Annotated in this window: 15 protein-coding genes; 9 read left to right on the top strand and 6 right to left on the bottom strand. The window is 68.1% G+C overall.

What is annotated here, in order from left to right; translation table 11 throughout:
• The first annotated feature begins 460 nt into the window (after nt 1-460).
• From ADE01S_RS30280 to ADE01S_RS30255, 6 genes are all read left to right on the top strand, one after another.
• Nucleotides 461-1,216, top strand: a complete 756-nt coding sequence (locus tag ADE01S_RS30280) for a GntR family transcriptional regulator (RefSeq protein WP_062685469.1) — start codon at nt 461-463, stop codon at nt 1,214-1,216.
• Nucleotides 1,213-2,199 (top strand): tripartite tricarboxylate transporter substrate binding protein, encoded by a 987-nt coding sequence (locus ADE01S_RS30275; RefSeq protein ID WP_062685468.1) that lies wholly within the window; start codon nt 1,213-1,215, stop codon nt 2,197-2,199. The genes ADE01S_RS30280 and ADE01S_RS30275 overlap by 4 nt, the downstream gene beginning before the upstream one ends.
• Nucleotides 2,200-2,252: 53 nt before the next feature.
• Nucleotides 2,253-3,947 (top strand): thiamine pyrophosphate-binding protein, encoded by a 1,695-nt coding sequence (locus tag ADE01S_RS30270; RefSeq protein ID WP_062685467.1) that lies wholly within the window; start codon nt 2,253-2,255, stop codon nt 3,945-3,947.
• A 108-nt stretch (nt 3,948-4,055) separates the two neighbouring features.
• A complete protein-coding gene (locus tag ADE01S_RS30265; protein ID WP_062685466.1) occupies nt 4,056-4,838 on the top strand; it encodes an SDR family oxidoreductase in 783 nt (260 codons plus the stop codon).
• A gap of 79 nt (nt 4,839-4,917) precedes the next feature.
• On the top strand, nt 4,918-5,376 hold the full coding sequence (locus tag ADE01S_RS30260) for an Lrp/AsnC family transcriptional regulator (RefSeq protein WP_062685465.1): 459 nt from the start codon (nt 4,918-4,920) through the stop codon (nt 5,374-5,376).
• Nucleotides 5,377-5,535: 159 nt separating this feature from the next.
• A complete protein-coding gene (locus ADE01S_RS30255; RefSeq protein WP_062685464.1) occupies nt 5,536-6,144 on the top strand; it encodes a gamma-glutamylcyclotransferase in 609 nt (202 codons plus the stop codon).
• A 19-nt stretch (nt 6,145-6,163) separates the two neighbouring features.
• On the opposite strand, the gene pagP is transcribed toward ADE01S_RS30255, so the two are convergent.
• The 4 genes from pagP to ADE01S_RS30235 form a co-directional block, all read right to left on the bottom strand.
• Complete coding sequence (pagP, locus tag ADE01S_RS30250) at nt 6,164-6,718, bottom strand: lipid IV(A) palmitoyltransferase PagP (protein ID WP_062685463.1); 555 nt, start codon at nt 6,716-6,718, stop codon at nt 6,164-6,166.
• A gap of 137 nt (nt 6,719-6,855) precedes the next feature.
• Nucleotides 6,856-8,328: a magnesium transporter gene (gene mgtE / locus ADE01S_RS30245; protein ID WP_062685462.1), complete on the bottom strand. Its 1,473-nt coding sequence runs from the start codon at nt 8,326-8,328 to the stop codon at nt 6,856-6,858.
• A 10-nt stretch (nt 8,329-8,338) separates the two neighbouring features.
• A complete protein-coding gene (locus tag ADE01S_RS30240; RefSeq protein ID WP_062685461.1) occupies nt 8,339-8,749 on the bottom strand; it encodes an acyl-CoA thioesterase in 411 nt (136 codons plus the stop codon).
• A 107-nt stretch (nt 8,750-8,856) separates the two neighbouring features.
• Complete coding sequence (locus ADE01S_RS30235; RefSeq protein ID WP_062685460.1) at nt 8,857-9,942, bottom strand: YeiH family protein; 1,086 nt, start codon at nt 9,940-9,942, stop codon at nt 8,857-8,859.
• Between the two features lie 137 nt (nt 9,943-10,079).
• Between ADE01S_RS30235 and ADE01S_RS30230 the strand changes: the two genes are divergently transcribed.
• Entirely contained in the window at nt 10,080-10,973 is an 894-nt protein-coding gene (locus ADE01S_RS30230; RefSeq protein WP_062685459.1) for a LysR family transcriptional regulator, read from the top strand.
• A gap of 3 nt (nt 10,974-10,976) precedes the next feature.
• Here ADE01S_RS30230 and ADE01S_RS30225 read toward each other — a convergent pair whose 3' ends face one another.
• Nucleotides 10,977-12,173, bottom strand: coding sequence for a M20 aminoacylase family protein (locus tag ADE01S_RS30225; RefSeq protein ID WP_062685458.1), 1,197 nt, complete (start codon nt 12,171-12,173; stop codon nt 10,977-10,979).
• Between the two features lie 77 nt (nt 12,174-12,250).
• Here ADE01S_RS30225 and ADE01S_RS30220 point away from each other — a divergent pair, with 77 nt between their 5' ends.
• On the top strand, nt 12,251-13,948 hold the full coding sequence (locus ADE01S_RS30220; protein WP_062685457.1) for an AMP-binding protein: 1,698 nt from the start codon (nt 12,251-12,253) through the stop codon (nt 13,946-13,948).
• An 8-nt stretch (nt 13,949-13,956) separates the two neighbouring features.
• On the opposite strand, the gene ADE01S_RS30215 is transcribed toward ADE01S_RS30220, so the two are convergent.
• Complete coding sequence (locus ADE01S_RS30215; RefSeq protein ID WP_062685456.1) at nt 13,957-14,832, bottom strand: inositol monophosphatase family protein; 876 nt, start codon at nt 14,830-14,832, stop codon at nt 13,957-13,959.
• A 141-nt stretch (nt 14,833-14,973) separates the two neighbouring features.
• Between ADE01S_RS30215 and mnmC2 the strand changes: the two genes are divergently transcribed.
• The coding region (gene mnmC2 / locus ADE01S_RS30210; RefSeq protein ID WP_156494272.1) for a tRNA (5-methylaminomethyl-2-thiouridine)(34)-methyltransferase MnmC2 at nt 14,974-15,959 on the top strand (986 nt) is incomplete at its 3' end.

Raw genomic sequence — 15,959 nt, 5'->3', positions numbered from 1 at the left:
GCGCGCTGGGCGTCTAGGTTCTTGCCTGGGAATTGCCGCGCTCTACCCATCCTACCCTCTCATCCGTCCCCATCCCTTCCGCCGGTCTCGCCCACCCACTACACGCAGGGTACCGGGCGTAGGATGGGTGCAGCGCGAGACCATTCGCGCAAAAACCCAATTGCCCAGCGCGCGAAACCCATGCGGTGGGCAAGAGTGTGTTTTCCCGCCGATGCCGGGACTCTCGGCCCACGGCCGCATGGGTTTCGCGCGTTGAGCACCTAAGTTCTTGCCTGGGAACTGCCGCGCTATACCCATCCCACCCATCCCACGCATCCCCCACGGCCCCCACGGCCCACACCACACGCCCCATCCCTCGTCACCCTCCCGATTTCGGGCAAACCCTGCTTGCCCATGAAGTGTATGCACTTTAGTATGCACTTCATCTCCCCTTGGCGAACCCTGACACTTTCGGTCCGGTATGACGCAATCTTCCCCCGCGATCCGCCCCGCAGCGCGCACCCAGGCCGCCCAGGCCGAGTTGTACGGCGCCGTCAAGGCCATGGCCGTGCGCTTCGAATTCAAGCCTGGCGAACGCATCAACGAGGTAGAGCTGGCGCGTCGGCTGAACGTCAGTCGCACCCCGTTGCGCGAAGTGCTGAACCAGCTGATGGTCGAAGGTTTCCTGACCCGCTCGGTCAATCGGGGCTTTATCGCCCGCTTGCTGGACGCCAAGCAGATCCACAGCCTGTACGAATACCGCGCGGTGCTGGAGGCCGGGATCGTGCGGGCCGCCTGCGAGCGCGCCACCGACGAGGAACTGGCCGGCCTGCGGGCGTTCGTGGAACGCTCGCGAGACGTGCCCGAGGACAGCGAGGCCACGCGCCTGCTGGAACTGGACGAAGCCTTCCACCTTACGCTGGCCCGGTTTTCGCGCAACGACGAGTTCGTGCGGGCGCTGGAAAGCGTCAACGCCCGCATCCATTTCGTGCGCTGGATCGACATGCAGCAGGGCCGCCGCGGCCATACCCAGGGCGAGCACCTGCGCATCGTCGAGGCGCTGGAGCGCCGCGACATCGACGCCTTGCCCGGCCTCGTCAACGCGCACATCGGCCGCCGGCTGGATCAGATCACCGACGTCATACGCACCGGTTTTTCCACGATTTACATGCGGGACCAGGCCGAACCCGCCTCGGCAGTGCCGGCCAACACCATATCAGCAGGGGAAAAGCAATGAACCACAGGTTGACACGCGGTCTGGCGGCGTTATGCATGCTGACCGCAGCAGGGGGCGCCTTCGTCGCGGCGCCCGCCATGGCCGAGGAACGGCCGCTGGTGCTGGTCGTGCCCTATCCGCCAGGCGGCAGCACGGACATCCTCGCCCGCATCTTGCAGCCGCGCCTGTCGGAGCAGTTGGGCGGCCGGGCCGTCGTGGTCGAGAACCGTCCGGGCGCGGCCAGCCAGATCGCAACCGCCTTCGTGGCGCGCGCAGAGCCTGACGGCAATACGCTGCTGGTCAGCTTCGACAACCACGGCATCAACCCCGCCGTGAAGCCCAAGCTGCCTTACGACACGTTCAAGGACTTCGTGGCGATCTCGCAGACGGTGCGCTTTCCGCTCGTGATCGGCGCCAATCCGAGCGTGCCCGGGGACAACCTGAAGGAGTTCCTGGCCGCGGCCGCCAAGCAGCCGCCCAACAAGTTCAACTATGCCTCCACCGGCGTCGGCTCGCTTAACCACCTGGCGCCCGAAGAACTCAAGCGCCTGTCCAAGGTCGAGCTGCTGCACGTGCCGTACGGCGGCGGCGGACCGGCCATCCAGGCGGTGGTGGGCGGCCAGGCCAATATGACGTGGCTGAGCTTCGCGGCGCTGCGGGGCCAGATCCAGGCGGGCAAGATCAAGCCGCTCGCGGTGGCCGGCGACAAGCGCCTGCCCGAACTGCCCAATGTGCCGACGGTGGCCGAATCCGGTTTCCCCGGTTTCGTCGCCTACTCGTGGAGCGGCATGTTCGCGCCCAAGGGCACGCCGGAGGCCACGATCAAGAAACTGACCGCCGACTTCAAGGCCGTGCTGGCCGATCCCGAAATCAGGAAGAAGGTGACCGAGGCTGGCTTCGAGATCGTGGCTTCCGACGGCCCCGCGCTGGACGCCTACGTAAAGTCGGAATACGACCGCTGGAGCGCGTTCATCAAGAGCAGCAACATCAATCTGGACAACTGACCGGCACGCGGCCGGGATCGCCCGGCCGCGCGCAAGCAACACGTGGAGATGACATGGAAAACCTGACCGGCGCCGAAGCCATGGTGCGGATGCTGCAGCACAACGGCGTCAAACACATTTTCGGCCTGTGCGGCGACACCAGCCTGCCGTTCTATGACGCGCTGTACCGCCTGGATCACGGCATGCAGCACATCCTGACGCGCGATGAGCGCAGCGCCGGCTACATGGCGGACGCCTATGCCCGCGTGACGGGCAAGGTCGGCGTGTGCGAGGGGCCGAGCGGGGGCGGGGCGACTTATCTGCTGCCCGGCCTGGTGGAGGCCAACGAATCGTCCGTGCCCGTGCTCGGCATCACCTCGGACGTGGCGGTGGGCTCGCGCGGCAAGTATCCCCTGACCGAGCTGGACCAGGAGGCACTGTACCGCCCGCTGACGAAATGGAACCGCACCATCGACCGCGCGGACCAGATCCCGGGCATGGTGCGGGCGGCGTTCCGGGCCATGACGACCGGCAAGCCGGGCTCGGCCCACCTGTGTTTCCCGTACGACGTGATGAAGCAGCAGGTGGACGCCGCCGACATCTGGGCGCAGCCCGAGCACGGCCAGTTCCCCGCGATGCGCTTCGCGCCGGATCCCGCCGACGTCGCGCGCGCCGCGCAGCGGCTGGTCGGCGCGCGCGCGCCGGTGATCATCTGCGGCGGGGGCGTGGTCATCGCGGGCGCCAGCACGGCCTTGCAGCAGCTGGCCGAGGCGCTCAAGGCCGCGGTCTGCGTGACGGTGAGCGGGCAGGGCAGCCTTGCCGACACCCATCCCCTGAACGCGGGCGTGGTGGGCTCGAACGGCGGGGTGATGGCGACCCGCGACGTGGTGGCCGCGGCGGACGTGGTGTTGTTCGTGGGATGCCGCGCCGGCTCGACCTCGACCGAGCACTGGCGCTTCCCCAACCGCAGCGTGCCCATCCTGCACATCGATATCGATCCCATGGTGATCGGCGCCAACTACCTGACCGAAGTCGGCATGGTCGGCGACGCCAAGCTGGCGCTGGAGGCGCTGGGCGCCGAGGTGGCGCAGCGCCTGGCGCACCGTCCCGCGGACGCGGCCGACGGCGCGGTGCTGGCCGGCCGAGCCAAGGCGGCCCGCCAGGCGCAGCTGGAGCCGCTGGCCAACAGCCTGGACGCGCCCATCCGCCCCGAGCGCGTGGTGCAGTCCCTGAACCGGCTGTTGCCGGACGACGCCGTGGTCTGCGCCGATCCCGGCACGCCGTGCCCGTACTTCTCGGCCTACTACGACGTGTCGCGTCCCGGCCGCCACTTCATCACCAACCGGGCGCACGGCGCGCTGGGCTTTTCCATGTCCGCCGCGCTGGGCGCATGGGTGGGCCGGCCCCAGTCCAAATGCGTGTCGGTGATGGGCGACGGCAGCTTCGGCTTCACGGTGGGCGAACTGGAAACCATCGTCAGGCACAAGGCGCCGCTGTTGATGGTGGTGTTCTCGAACTCGGTCTACGGCTGGATCAAGGCCAGCCAGAAGGCGGGCTACGACAAGCGCTACTACAGCGTGGACTTCAATCGCACCGACCATGCGCGCATCGCCGAAGCCTACGGCGTGAAAGCATGGCGCGTGGAAGATCCGGCCAAGCTGGACGCGGCCATCAAGGCCGCCATGGAGCACGACGGCCCGGCGCTGATCGATGTGGTGGCCCAGCCGCTGCAGGACGCGGCGGCGCCGGTCAGCCAGTGGATGGGCTGAGCTGGTAGCGGGCGCCGGCGCCGTCCGCGCGGGCGGCGCCGGCCCTATACTGATCCGCTGCGGCAGGGCGAGCCACCGGGGCCGTCCGCCAGGACAGGGGAGTCAGGCATGGATCTGGGGATCGGCGGCAAGACGGCACTGGTATTTGGCGGCAGTCGCGGGATGGGCAGGGCGTGCGCCCTGCAATTGGCGCGGGAAGGCGTGGCGGTGACGATCGCGGCCCGCAATCCGACCACGCTGGAGCAGGCGGCCGCCGAGATGTCGCGCGAGACCGGCATAGGCGTGGGCTGGGTGTCGGCCGACCTGACGCAGGCGCAAGGCCGCGACGCGGCCATGGCGGCCTGTCCGCATCCCGACATTCTCATCAACAACGCCGACGGGCCGCTGCCGGGCGACTTCCGGAATTGGACGCACGAGGACTGGGTCGCGGCGCTGGACGCCATGATGCTGGGCCCCATCGACATGATCCGGCGAGTCGTCGACGGCATGATAGAACGGCGCTTCGGCCGCATCGTGAACATCGTCTCGCGCAGCGTAAAGGCGCCGCACGCCGAGCTCGGGCTGTCCAACGGCGCGCGCTCGGGCCTGATCGGTTTCGTGGGCGGGCTGGCGCGGCAGACCGTGAGGCACAACGTCACCATCAACAATCTGCTGCCGGGCGCCTTCGCCACGGACGCGCAGGTCAGGCACATACAAGGCATGCTGGAACAGTCGGGCGGCAAGAGTTTCGAGCAGCTGTGGGACGAGCGCGGCCGCGCCAACCCGGCGGGCCGCTACGGCCAGCCCGAGGAACTGGGCGCCCTCTGCGCCTACGTCTGTTCGGCGCAGGCCAGCTACATGACGGGCCAGAACCTCCTCATCGACGGCGGCGGCTACCCCGGCACGTACTGACGGTTCCGCCAAATGGCTGGACGGCTGGACGAGGACGGGCCGAACAGGCAAGATTGGGCCGATCGCGTGAGGACTCCCCATGGACCAGACCGACATCAAGATACTGGCCTTGCTGCAGAAGGACGCTACCTGCTCGGTCGCCGAGATCGCCGAGCAGGTGCACCTGTCCGTGACCCCATGCTGGCGCCGCATCCAGAAGCTCAAGGATGACGGCGTCATCGCGCGCAACGCCATCCTGCTGGATCCGCGCGCCCTGGGGCTGAACCTGACCGTGTTCGTGTCCATCCGGACCAGCCAGCACAACGAGAAGTGGACGCAGAGCCTGATCAACGCCGTCATGGCCCTGCCCAATGTGGTGGAGTTCCACCGCATGGCCGGCGACGTGGACTACCTGTTGAAGGTCGTGGTCGAGGACATGGCGGCCTATGACCGCTTCTACCGGCGCCTGATCGGCGCCGTGGACCTGCTGGACGTCAGCGCCAGTTTCTCGATGGAAGTCATCAAGAGCACGACCGAACTGCCGCTGGACTCGGTATAGGCGGGGCGCGCAAATTTATTTCCCGGGCAGCCGGTGCCGGGGATGCAAATTCCGTTCGGGGCTTCGCCGGCGCCCCATCTCGCAATGCTTTTGCGGGGGCAAGCGCGTAGGATATCCGCCATTCCACGCATGGAATGAATCGGGATATCAGAGGACCCTATGTCGTTGGCAGTACCCGCCGGCTGCGCCGGCCCGGCAAAGACACGGCACGCGCTTTCGGTGGACGACCTGCTGACCGGCTGGAACGGCGCCGACGACCTGTGGGTGTTCGCCTACGGCTCCCTGATATGGCATCCCGGCTTCGCCTGGCGCGAACGCCGCCTGGCGACGGTGCGCGGTTATCACCGCTCCCTGTGCCTGTGGTCGCACGATCATCGCGGCTCGCCCGACAATCCCGGCCTGGTGTTCGGCCTGGACCGCGGCGGTTGCTGCCGCGGGGTGGCCTTCCTGGTGGCTGCCTGCGACGTGCCCGCGGTGTTCCAGGCGCTCTGGCGCCGGGAAATGATCACTGGAGCCTACTCGCCGCGCTGGCTGACCTGCCATACCGAGGCCGCGCCGGTGCGGGGGCTGGCGTTCCTGCTGAATCGGGCCTGCCAGGAATACGCCGCCGGCCTCAGCGACGACCGCCTGCTGGCCTCGGTGCGCAATGCCGTGGGGCAATCGGGCCCCTGCCTGGATTACGTGGTGGAGACGGCGCGCGCCTTGCGCGCGCACGGCATCGACGACTGGCGCCTGGGCGATCTGGTGCGCAAGCTGGAGGCCTGCTGAAGCGGCCGGCGCGGCCCGTTCAGAACTGCCAGCGGCCGAAGACGAACAGCACGTTGCCCGCGCCGCTGGAACCCGGGATGTAGGTCGCGTACAGCATGGAGTTCTTGTAGCCCGCGCTCACCAGCGGCAGGATGCCGGGGAAGGGCACGTAGCTCATGATGTCGTGGCGCGCGGTGAGGAACACGGTGTAGCCCGCGCCCAGCCGGAAATTCTCGCTGACCTCGCCGATCTTCAGGAAGCCGTAGCCGGCGATGGGCTGGACCTTGCTGTGCGAGTCGAGGAAGGCCATGGCGTAGAGCCCTTGCCAGTCGCCGTCCTCGTCGTAGAGGCTGCGTCCGTAGCCGCCGCCCCAGGCCAGTTCGTTGAAGCTGTCGATCTTCTCTTTGCTGTAGGTGGCGCGGTTGTGCCACGAATAGCCGGTCAGGTAGAGATCGTTGCCGCCCTGCGTCCAGATCTGGTCCACGCGCTTGCATGCCGATTGCGCCCAGGAGGGCATGCTGTCACAGGCTTGAACGGCGGAGGCAAAGGGAAGCAGCAGCAGACAGAAGATCGCTGCCCGGAGTCTGGCGGTCATTGCGGGCACTGGGGGGAGGAAGATGACAATCCCATTACTGTAATGGAACGGTCGTCGTCCTCCCTGTCAGCCAGCTGTCAAGCGCCGTTTTCCCGGGGGATTCGGGGGCCGGCGCGGCGCCGCCTGTTGCAGGCGGGCTACAGCAGGAAGAGCGTGGCCAGGCCCAGGAAAATGAAGAATCCCAGCGAATCCGTGGCGAAGGTGAGCAGCACCGAAGAGCCCATCGCCGGATCCTTGCCGAAGCGGGCGCGCACCATGGGCACCAGCACGCCCACCGATGCGCCCACCAGCATGTTGCAGACCATGGCGGCCATCATCACCAGCGCGATGGACACTGAATGCGAGATCGCCCAGGCGAACAGCGCCGCCACCAGGCTGCCGCACAGCCCCACCATCAGGGTCACCAGGAGCTCGCGCTTGACCAGCTGCCAGAGATTGCGCCCGGTGATGCGGCCCATGGCCAGCGCCCGGATGATGAGCGTCATGGTCTGGTTGCCGGAGTTGCCGCCGATGCCCGCCACGATGGACATGAGGAACGCCAGGATGACGATCTGGCTGACCGTGCCTTCGAACTGGGATGCCACGAACGAGGCCGTGGCGGCGGTACAGAGGTTGAAGAGCAGCCAGGGGGCCCGGTTGCGCAGGGCGGTGGCGACGGGGGCGAAGATGTCTTCTTCCTGCAGACCGGCGCGCGACAGCGCCTGCTCCTGCGAGTCTTCGCGCATCACGTCCACGACGTCGGCGATGGTGACGCGGCCGATCAGGCGGCCCTGGTCGTCCATCACGGGGGCGGACACCAGGTCGTAGCGTTCGAAGGCGCCCGCGGCGTCGGCGTCGGAGTCCAGCGGGTTCAGCGCCAGGAAGTCCGAATTCATGACCGCGCGCACCTCGGTTTCGGGTTCGCTGACCAGCAGGCGCGACAGGGGCAGGATGCCTTGCAGCTTGTCCTGGCGATCCACCACGAAGATCTGGTCGGTATGGTCGGGCAGTTCATGCAGCCGGCGCAGGTAGCGCAGCACCACTTCCAGCGTCACGTCCTCGCGCACCCGGACCATCTCGAAGTCCATGATCGCGCCCACGCTGTCTTCCGGATAGCCCATGGCTTCCAGCAGCTGCGCGCGTTCTTCTTCGGTCAGGCCCTTCTGGACTTCGGCCACCACGTCGGGCGGCAGGTCGGGCGCCAGGTCGGCCAGCTCGTCGGCGTCCATGTTGCCGGTGGCGGCGACCAGGTCCTGGCGGTCCATCGCTTCGATGAGCGATTCCCGCACCCAGTCTTCGACTTCCAGCAGCACGTCCGCGTCGTGCTCGGGGCTGACCAGCGCCCAGATCGCTTGCCGCTCGTCCTTGGGCAGCGATTCCAGGATGAAGGCGATGTCGGCGGGATGCAGGCCGTCCAGCAGGGTCTTGAGTTCGGCTTCGTGCTGGCGGTGGACCAGGTCCTCGACCAGCGAGGCCTTGGAATCGCCCTCTTCCTGGCGGTGCACGAGGTCGGCGACCAGTTGCTGACGCCGCAGGCGCTCCTGCACTTCCGCCAGGGCGTGCTGGGCGTCTTCCGGATCGAGGCGGCGGGGCGTCGCGGGCGGTTTCTGCGCGGCGGCGGACTGCGTCATGCGTTACGACTCAAAGGGTAGGTAGCGGGCGGCCGCGCCGCGCTTCGTCGGTGGCGACGTAGGTCAGCGTGGCTTCGGTGACCTTGACGATCTCGGCGTCCAGGCGCTGGCGTTCCGCGTAGACCTCGACCGACACGGTGATCGAGGTCTTGCCGGTCTTGACGATGGCGGCGTAGAAGCTGAGCAGGTCGCCCACGAAGACCGGCTGCTTGAACTGGAAGGCGTTGACCGCCACGGTGGCCACGCGCCCGGCGGCGCGCCGCGCGGCGGGGATCGACCCGGCGATATCCACCTGGGACATGATCCAGCCGCCGAAAACGTCTCCGTGGATATTCGCATCCGCCGGCATCGGCATGACGCGCAATACCGCGTCGCGGTGGGCGGGCAAAGTCGTGGAAGGGGTTTTGGTGCTGGAGGTCATGCGGCCGACTCCACTGCAATAGAACCAGCCGATTATGCAGGAAAAACGAGACCGCCGCGTGTATGCGTGAACCCCGCCGCGGCGCCTGGCCGCGGCGGGGCCGGCGATCAATAGGCGAGCTTGACGATGGCGTAGCCGCCAACCAACAGCCAGGCGTACAGGATCAGGCCCAGGGCCATCACGCGGGGGCCGGCCTTTCTGATCTGGGCGAAGCGGGTTTCGATGCCGAGCGCCGTCATGGCCATGGTCAGCGCGAAGATGTCCAGCCGGCGGATGGCGGCCACGGCGTCGGCCGGGATGATATCGAGCGAATTGATGATGGCCAGCACCAGGAAACCCACCGCGAACCAGGGAATGGGCAGCTTGGCGCCCTTGGCCTGGCCGCCGGCCTGGGAGGCGGCGCTGCGCAGGTACATACCCAGCACCAGCAGGACCGGGACCAGCAGGGCCACGCGGGTCATCTTCACGATGGTGGCGACTTCCGTGGTGGCGGGGTCGATGTTGCTGGCCGCGCCCACGACCTGGGCGACTTCGTGGATGGTGCCGCCGATATAGATGCCCAGCGCCTGGGTGTCGAAATTCAGCCAGCCCGCGTGGTAGAGCACCGGGTACAGGAACATGGACAGGGTGCCGAACAGCACGACGGTGGCGACGGCCACCGCGCTCTTGTGTGGCGCGGCCCGCAGCGTGGGTTCGAACGCCAGGACGGCGGCGGCGCCGCAGATCGCGCTGCCGGCGGCGGTGAGCATGGCGGTGTCGCGGTCCAGGCCCAGCAGGCGCTGGCCGGCCACCGTGCCGATCAGCAGGGTGCCCAGCACCACCGCGACCGAGACGGCCAGCCCGGGCAGGCCGACGGCCGCGATCTGCTGGATGCTGATGTTCAGGCCGTAGAACGCCACGGCGATGCGCAGCAGGCGGCGCGCGGTGAAGTTCACGCCCACGCCCCAGTCGGCCGGCATGGTGCCGCGCAGGAAGTTGCCGTACAGCATGCCGCAGACGATGCCCACCACCAGCGGCGAAAACCCGAGCTGGCGGATGGCGGGAAGGTCGGCGAGCTGCATCACGGCGGCGGCCATCAGGCCGACGAACAAGACTCCGTTGAGTTTGTCCCGCCACGGCGTGGCCGCCGGCGGCGCGACGGGCGTGGCCGGCGTGGCGGGCAGGGGGACGGCGGTGCTGGAGGAATTGCTCATGGTTGGCCTTGGCGCATATCTAAATAACTACACGAAATATTAATTTCGCCTCTACTATTTGAAAAATCTTTATTTCGGATATGTAATATCGGGAATTCTGATAATTTGGCCGATAGTCGCCCTATCGTGGCCCCTCCATGACCCCGGACCAGCTGCTGACCTTCGCCTGCGTGGCCGATACCGGCAACATCAGCCGTGCCGCCGGCGTGCTGAATCTTTCCCAGCCCGCGGTGTCAGGCCAGCTGCGCATGTTGCAGGAATGGTTCGGCGAACCTCTGTATCGCCGCAGCGGCCACGGCATCGCCCTGACCGACGCCGGCGAACGCCTGGCCGAGCAGGCCCGGCAGCTGCGGCAGGTATACCGCCAGGCCCAGGCCGTGCGCGAGTCCTGGCGCGGCCTGGAGACGGGCGCCCTGCGCCTGGGCGCCAGCACCACGCCCGCCAGCTATCTCTTGCCCAGCCTGGTGGCGGACTTCCGCCACGCGTTTCCGGCGGTGAGCCTGCACCTGTCCGACGGCAACACGCGCGAGATCGTCGAGCGTCTGCCGGCCCTGGACCTGGCGTTCATCGAGGGCGACGTGCCGGCCGGCCTGCCCGCGGACACGGCGGTGCATGCGTGGCGCCAGGACGAAGTGGTGGCGATCGTGCGGGCGGATCATGCCCTGGCGGGCAAGGGGGCGGTGACGCTGCGCGACCTGGCCGCCTCCGCCCTGGTCATGCGCGAACCCGGCTCGGGCGTGCGCCGGCTGGTGGAGCGCGCGTTCGCCGACGCCGGGCTGGCGCCCTCCGTGGGCCTGGAGCTGGCGGGGGTGGAGGGGGTGAAACAGGCGGTGCGCGCGGGCCTGGGCGTGGGCTTCGTGTCCGTCATGTCGATGCGCCACGAAGACGGGGCGCTGGCGGCGCTGCGCCTGCTGCCCAAGCCGCTGACGCGCACCCTGAGTATCCTGGTGCCGCACGCTGACGCCGCCGCCCGCGCGGCCGAGCGCTTCCTGGCAATGTGCCTGGCGGTCGGCGCGCCGGACGGCGTGTGAGGATCAGGCCTTGGCCAGGCGCTTGAGCGCCAGCTGGACCCAGTACGTGCCGCCCAGCGGCAGCAGTTCGTCGTTGAAGTCGTAGCTGCCGTTGTGCAGCGTGCAGGGGCCCATGCCGTGGCCGCTGTCGCGATGCCCGCCGGTGCCGTTGCCGATCCAGACGTAGCAGCCCGGCAGTTCCTGCAGCATGAAGGCGAAGTCTTCCGCGCCCATGGTCGGCTGCACCTGGTCGTTGACGTTGGCTTCGCCGACGATGTCGCGCAGCACGTCGGCGCAGAACGCGGCTTCCGCGGGATGGTTGATGGTGGGCGGATAGTTGCGCTGGAACGTGAATTCCACTTCGCAGTCCATTGCCGCGCAGGTATGGCGCGCGATCTCTTCCATACGGCGTTCGATCAGGTCCAGCACTTCCAGCGTGAACGTGCGCACCGTGCCGCGCAATTCGGCGTGATTGGGCACGACGTTGTCGGCGCTGCCGGCGTGGATCTGCGTGATGCTCAGCACCGCCGCGTCCAGCGGATTGCGGTTGCGGGTGATGATGGTCTGGAGCGATTGCGCCAACTGCACGGCCGCCATGACCGGGTCGATGCCCAGGTTGGGCATGCCGGCGTGGGTGCCCTTGCCCTTCACGACGATGGAGAACTCGTTGCTGGACGCCATGATGGGGCCGGGGGTCAGGCCGAACTGGCCGGGCTTCATGCCGGGCCAGTTGTGCATGCCGAACACGGCTTCCATGGGGAAGCGCGTGAACAGGCCGTCGTCGATCATGCGCTTGGCGCCGCCGCCGCCTTCTTCCGCCGGCTGGAAGATCACGTAGACGGTGCCCGCGTAGTCGCGGTGCTGCGACAGGTAGCGCGCCGCGGCCAGCAGCATGGCGGTGTGGCCGTCATGGCCACAGGCATGCATCTTGCCGTCGTGCTTGCTGGCGTGCGCGAAGGTGTTGACCTCCTGCATGGGAAGCGCGTCCATGTCGGCGCGCAGGCCCACGGCGCGGTCGCCGGGAAGATTGCCGCGGATGATGCCGACGACGCCCGTGCCGCCCAGTCCGCGATGGATCTCGATGCCCCATTCCTCAAGTTTCGCGGCCACCACGTCGGCGGTGCGGAACTCCTCGAAAGCCAGCTCGGGATGCGCGTGGATGTCGCGTCGGATCTCGGATATGTCTTGGTGCCACGCGACGATGGGTTCGAGGAGTTTCATGGGGGGCGCTCGGGCGAAATAAGGGAACGCAACAAGGGTATCATCAATCAAAAACCAATTTAATGGAGACAAATACCATGACGCGTCCGTGGCTTGCTCATTACCCGCAAGGCGTTCCGGCGGAGATCTCCACCGAGGGATATTCCTCCCTGACCGACCTGCTGGACCGGGCCTGCAAGCAATACGCTTCGCGCATCGCGTGCACCGCGATGGGCAGCGACATTACCTACGCGCAACTGGATGCCCACGCCCGCGCCTTCGCCGCCTGGCTGCAAGGCCTGGGCCTGCCCAAGGGCGAGCGGGTGGCGTTGATGATGCCCAACGTGCCGGCCTACCTGGTCAGCATGCTGGGCACGCTGCGAGCCGGCCTGGTGGTGGTCAACGTGAACCCGTTGTACACGGCGGAGGAACTGCAGCGGCAACTGCTGGACAGCGGCGCGTCGGTCATCGTCATCCTGGAGAACTTCGCGCACACGCTGGAGCGCGTCACGGATCGCGGGCAGCTCAAGCACATCGTCGTGACCGGGCCGGGCGACCTGCTCGGGGGCCTGAAGGCGCCCCTGGTCAACCTGGCGGCCCGCTACGTGAAGAAGATTGTGCCCGCCTGGCATATCGACGGCGCGCGCATGCTGCCCAAGGTGCTGCGCGAAGGCGCGAACCTGCCCTTCACGCCGCCGGCCCTGTCGATGGACGACGTGGCGGTGCTGCAGTACACCGGCGGCACGACCGGCGTGCCCAAGGGCGCCATGCTGTCGCACCGCAACCTTACGGCCAACGTCTTGCAGACCGAGGCGGTGGCGCAGCCCGTGGTGCACGACCTCGCCGGCCAGCAGCTCACCATCATCAGCGCGCTGCCGCTCTATCACGTGTTCGCGATGACCGTGTGCGGGCTGTATGGCATGTACGCCGGCATGCGCAACGTGCTCATCATCAACCCGCGCGACCAGCCGTCCCTGATCAACGCGTGGCGCAAGACGCCCATCAACATTTTTCCCGGCGTCAATACGCTGTTCAACGCGCTGGCGCACAACGAGGATTTCGCGCGCCTGGACTTTTCCGCCCTGCGGCTGACCCTCGGCGGCGGCATGGCGGTGCAACGCCAGGTGGCCGAGCGCTGGCTGAAGATCACCGGCAGGCCCCTGGTCGAAGGCTACGGCCTGTCCGAGACTTCGCCCGTGGCGACCGTGAATCCCACCAACGCGACCGAGTACTCGGGGTCCATCGGCCTGCCGTTGCCGTCCACCGACGTGGCGATCCTGGACGACGACGGGCGCGAGGTGCCGCTGGGAGAGCGCGGCGAAGTGTGCATCCGCGGGCCGCAGGTCATGCTGGGCTACTGGCAGAAGCCCGAGGAAACCCGGCATTCCATGACGGCGGACGGCTACTTCCGCACCGGCGATATCGGCATCATGGACGAGCAGGGCTACACCCGCATCGTCGACCGCAAGAAGGACATGATCGCGGTGTCGGGGTTCAAGGTCTATCCGAACGAGGTCGAGGCGGCGGTGGCGCAGCATCCGGGTGTGCTGGAGTGCGCGGCGATCGGCATCCCGGACGAGCATTCGGGCGAGGCCGTCAAGGTGTTCGTGGTGAAAAAGGACCCGTCGCTGACCGAGGAGCAGATCCAGGAATGGTGCCGGGAGCGCCTGACCGGCTACAAGCGTCCGCGCTACGTGGAATTCCGCGACGAACTGCCCAAGAGCAACGTGGGCAAGATCCTGCGCCGCGAATTGCGGCCCGACGCCCAGCCGCCCGAGGCGGGCAAGGCGCCGTAGCCGGCGGCTCAGCCTTTCTTGTCGAGGTGCGGGGCGATCATCTCATGCAGGGCGCGTTCGATGGCGGGGTTGCCGGCCACGACGCGTCCGCCGATGGGCCAGGGATCCTGCTGGTGCATGTCCGAGCAGGCGCCGCCCGCTTCGCGCAGGATCAGCGTGCCCGCGGCCACGTCCCAGGGCGCCAGCCCCATTTCCCAATAGCCGTCGTACCGGCCGCAGGCGGTCCAGGCGAGGTCGAGCGCGGCCGCGCCCATGCGGCGCACGCCGCGCGCGCGGTTGATCGCGTCGTGCAGCATGGGCATGTATTGCGCGGCGAAGGAGAAGTCCCGGAACGGGAATCCGGTGGCGAGGACCGCGTCTTCGATCGTCGGCGTGCGCGAGCATTGGATGCGCCGGCCGTTGAGCCACGCGCCCAGCCCGTGTACGGCGGTGAAGAGTTCTTCGCGGCTCGGGTCGTAGACCACGCCGACCACCGGCGTGTCTTCGGCCAGCGCTTCATGGGCCGTGATCGAGGTGCCCTGGTGGGCGATCAGCGCGATCGATACCGCGTAATGCGGGATGTCGTGCAGGAAGTTGGTGGTGCCGTCCAGCGGATCGATGTACCAGGTGGCGGCGCCTTGCGCGCGGCCGCCGGTTTCCTCGGCGACGATGCCGAACTTGGGCGTGCGCGCCTTTAGTTCCTGGATGATGGCAGCCTCCGCCTCGCGGTCGGCCTGAGACACGAGATCGTTGCGCGCCTTGCGGTCGATCACGAGGTCCGTGCGCCGATGCGCGTAGGATTGCAGGATGGCTGCGCCGGCATGGGCTGCTGTGACGGCCGCGTCGATCGCGGCGCACAGGTCGATGGGCGAGGCCTGCGAGTGGGACTGATCGTAAGTATCCATGAAATCAGTGTAAGCCCATGTATGCGTCAATGCCGTGGCAGCCCGATGAAACGGCCCCGTCGCGTGGCGTCCATCCAACGCAGGGTGGCCGTCGTCCGATAATGCGTGCCAATACCAATTCCGTTTGTTTCCGCCGTTTCCATGTCCTCCAATTACGTACCCCTGATTCCGGCCGTGGCCGAATTCGATGCCGACGGCAGGCTGTACAGCCCCGTCTATGGCGACGTCTACCATTCGCCTTCCGGCGCGCTGGGGCAGGCGGAGCATGTGTTCCTGCGCGGCAACGGCCTGCCCCAGCGCTGGCGCGGGCGCAGCGCCTTCACCGTCTGCGAGACGGGCTTCGGCCTGGGACTGAATTTCCTGGCGCTGTGGAAAGCCTGGCGGGACGATCCCGAGCGGCCCGCCGCCTTGCACGTGGTGTCGATGGAAGGGCATCCGTTCGCGCGCGAGGACCTGGCCGCCCTGCTTGAGCGCTACGCGCCCGAACCGCTGGCGGACCTGGGGCGGCGGCTCGCGGCCGAATGGCCCGACCTGCTGCCGGGCCTGCACCGCATGGAATTCGAGGGCGGGGCGGTGACGCTCACGCTGGGCTTCGGCGACGCGCGGGTGCTGGCGCCGCGCCTGAGCGCGCGGGTGGACGCGTTTTTCCTGGACGGCTTCGCGCCCGAGCGCAACCCCGAGATGTGGGCGCTGCCGCTACTGCGCGACCTGGCGGCCCTGGCGGCGCCCGGCGCCACGGTGGCCACCTGGGCCTGCACCGGCGAATTGCGCCGGACCCTGCAGGAGGCGGGGTTCAATGTGCGCCGCGCGCCGGGCTATGGCGGCAAATGGCATATGACGGCCGGGGAGGCCGCGCAGGAAGGGCGCGTGGCCGCGGCGTTGCGGCCTTCGGGCGCCGGCCATGCCGTGGTGGTGGGCGCGGGCCTGGCGGGGGGCGGCATCGCCCAGGCGCTGGCCGCGCGCGGCTGGCGCGTGACCGTGATCGACGCGGGCCGTTCGGCGGGCGCGCCCGCGCATGCGGGCCACGTCGCCGCGGCGCTCACGCCGGTGGTGGCGCGCGACGACAACGCTCGGGCGCGGCTGTCGCGCGCGGGCAGCCAGCGCGCCCTGGCGCGCTGGCTCGGCTT

Origin of the sequence: Achromobacter denitrificans NBRC 15125, assembly GCF_001571365.1 — a bacterium.
GTDB lineage: Bacteria > Pseudomonadota > Gammaproteobacteria > Burkholderiales > Burkholderiaceae_B > Achromobacter > Achromobacter denitrificans.
The sequence above is the reverse complement of the archived record's forward strand: the minus strand, read 5'-3'. Positions and strand labels throughout refer to the sequence as shown.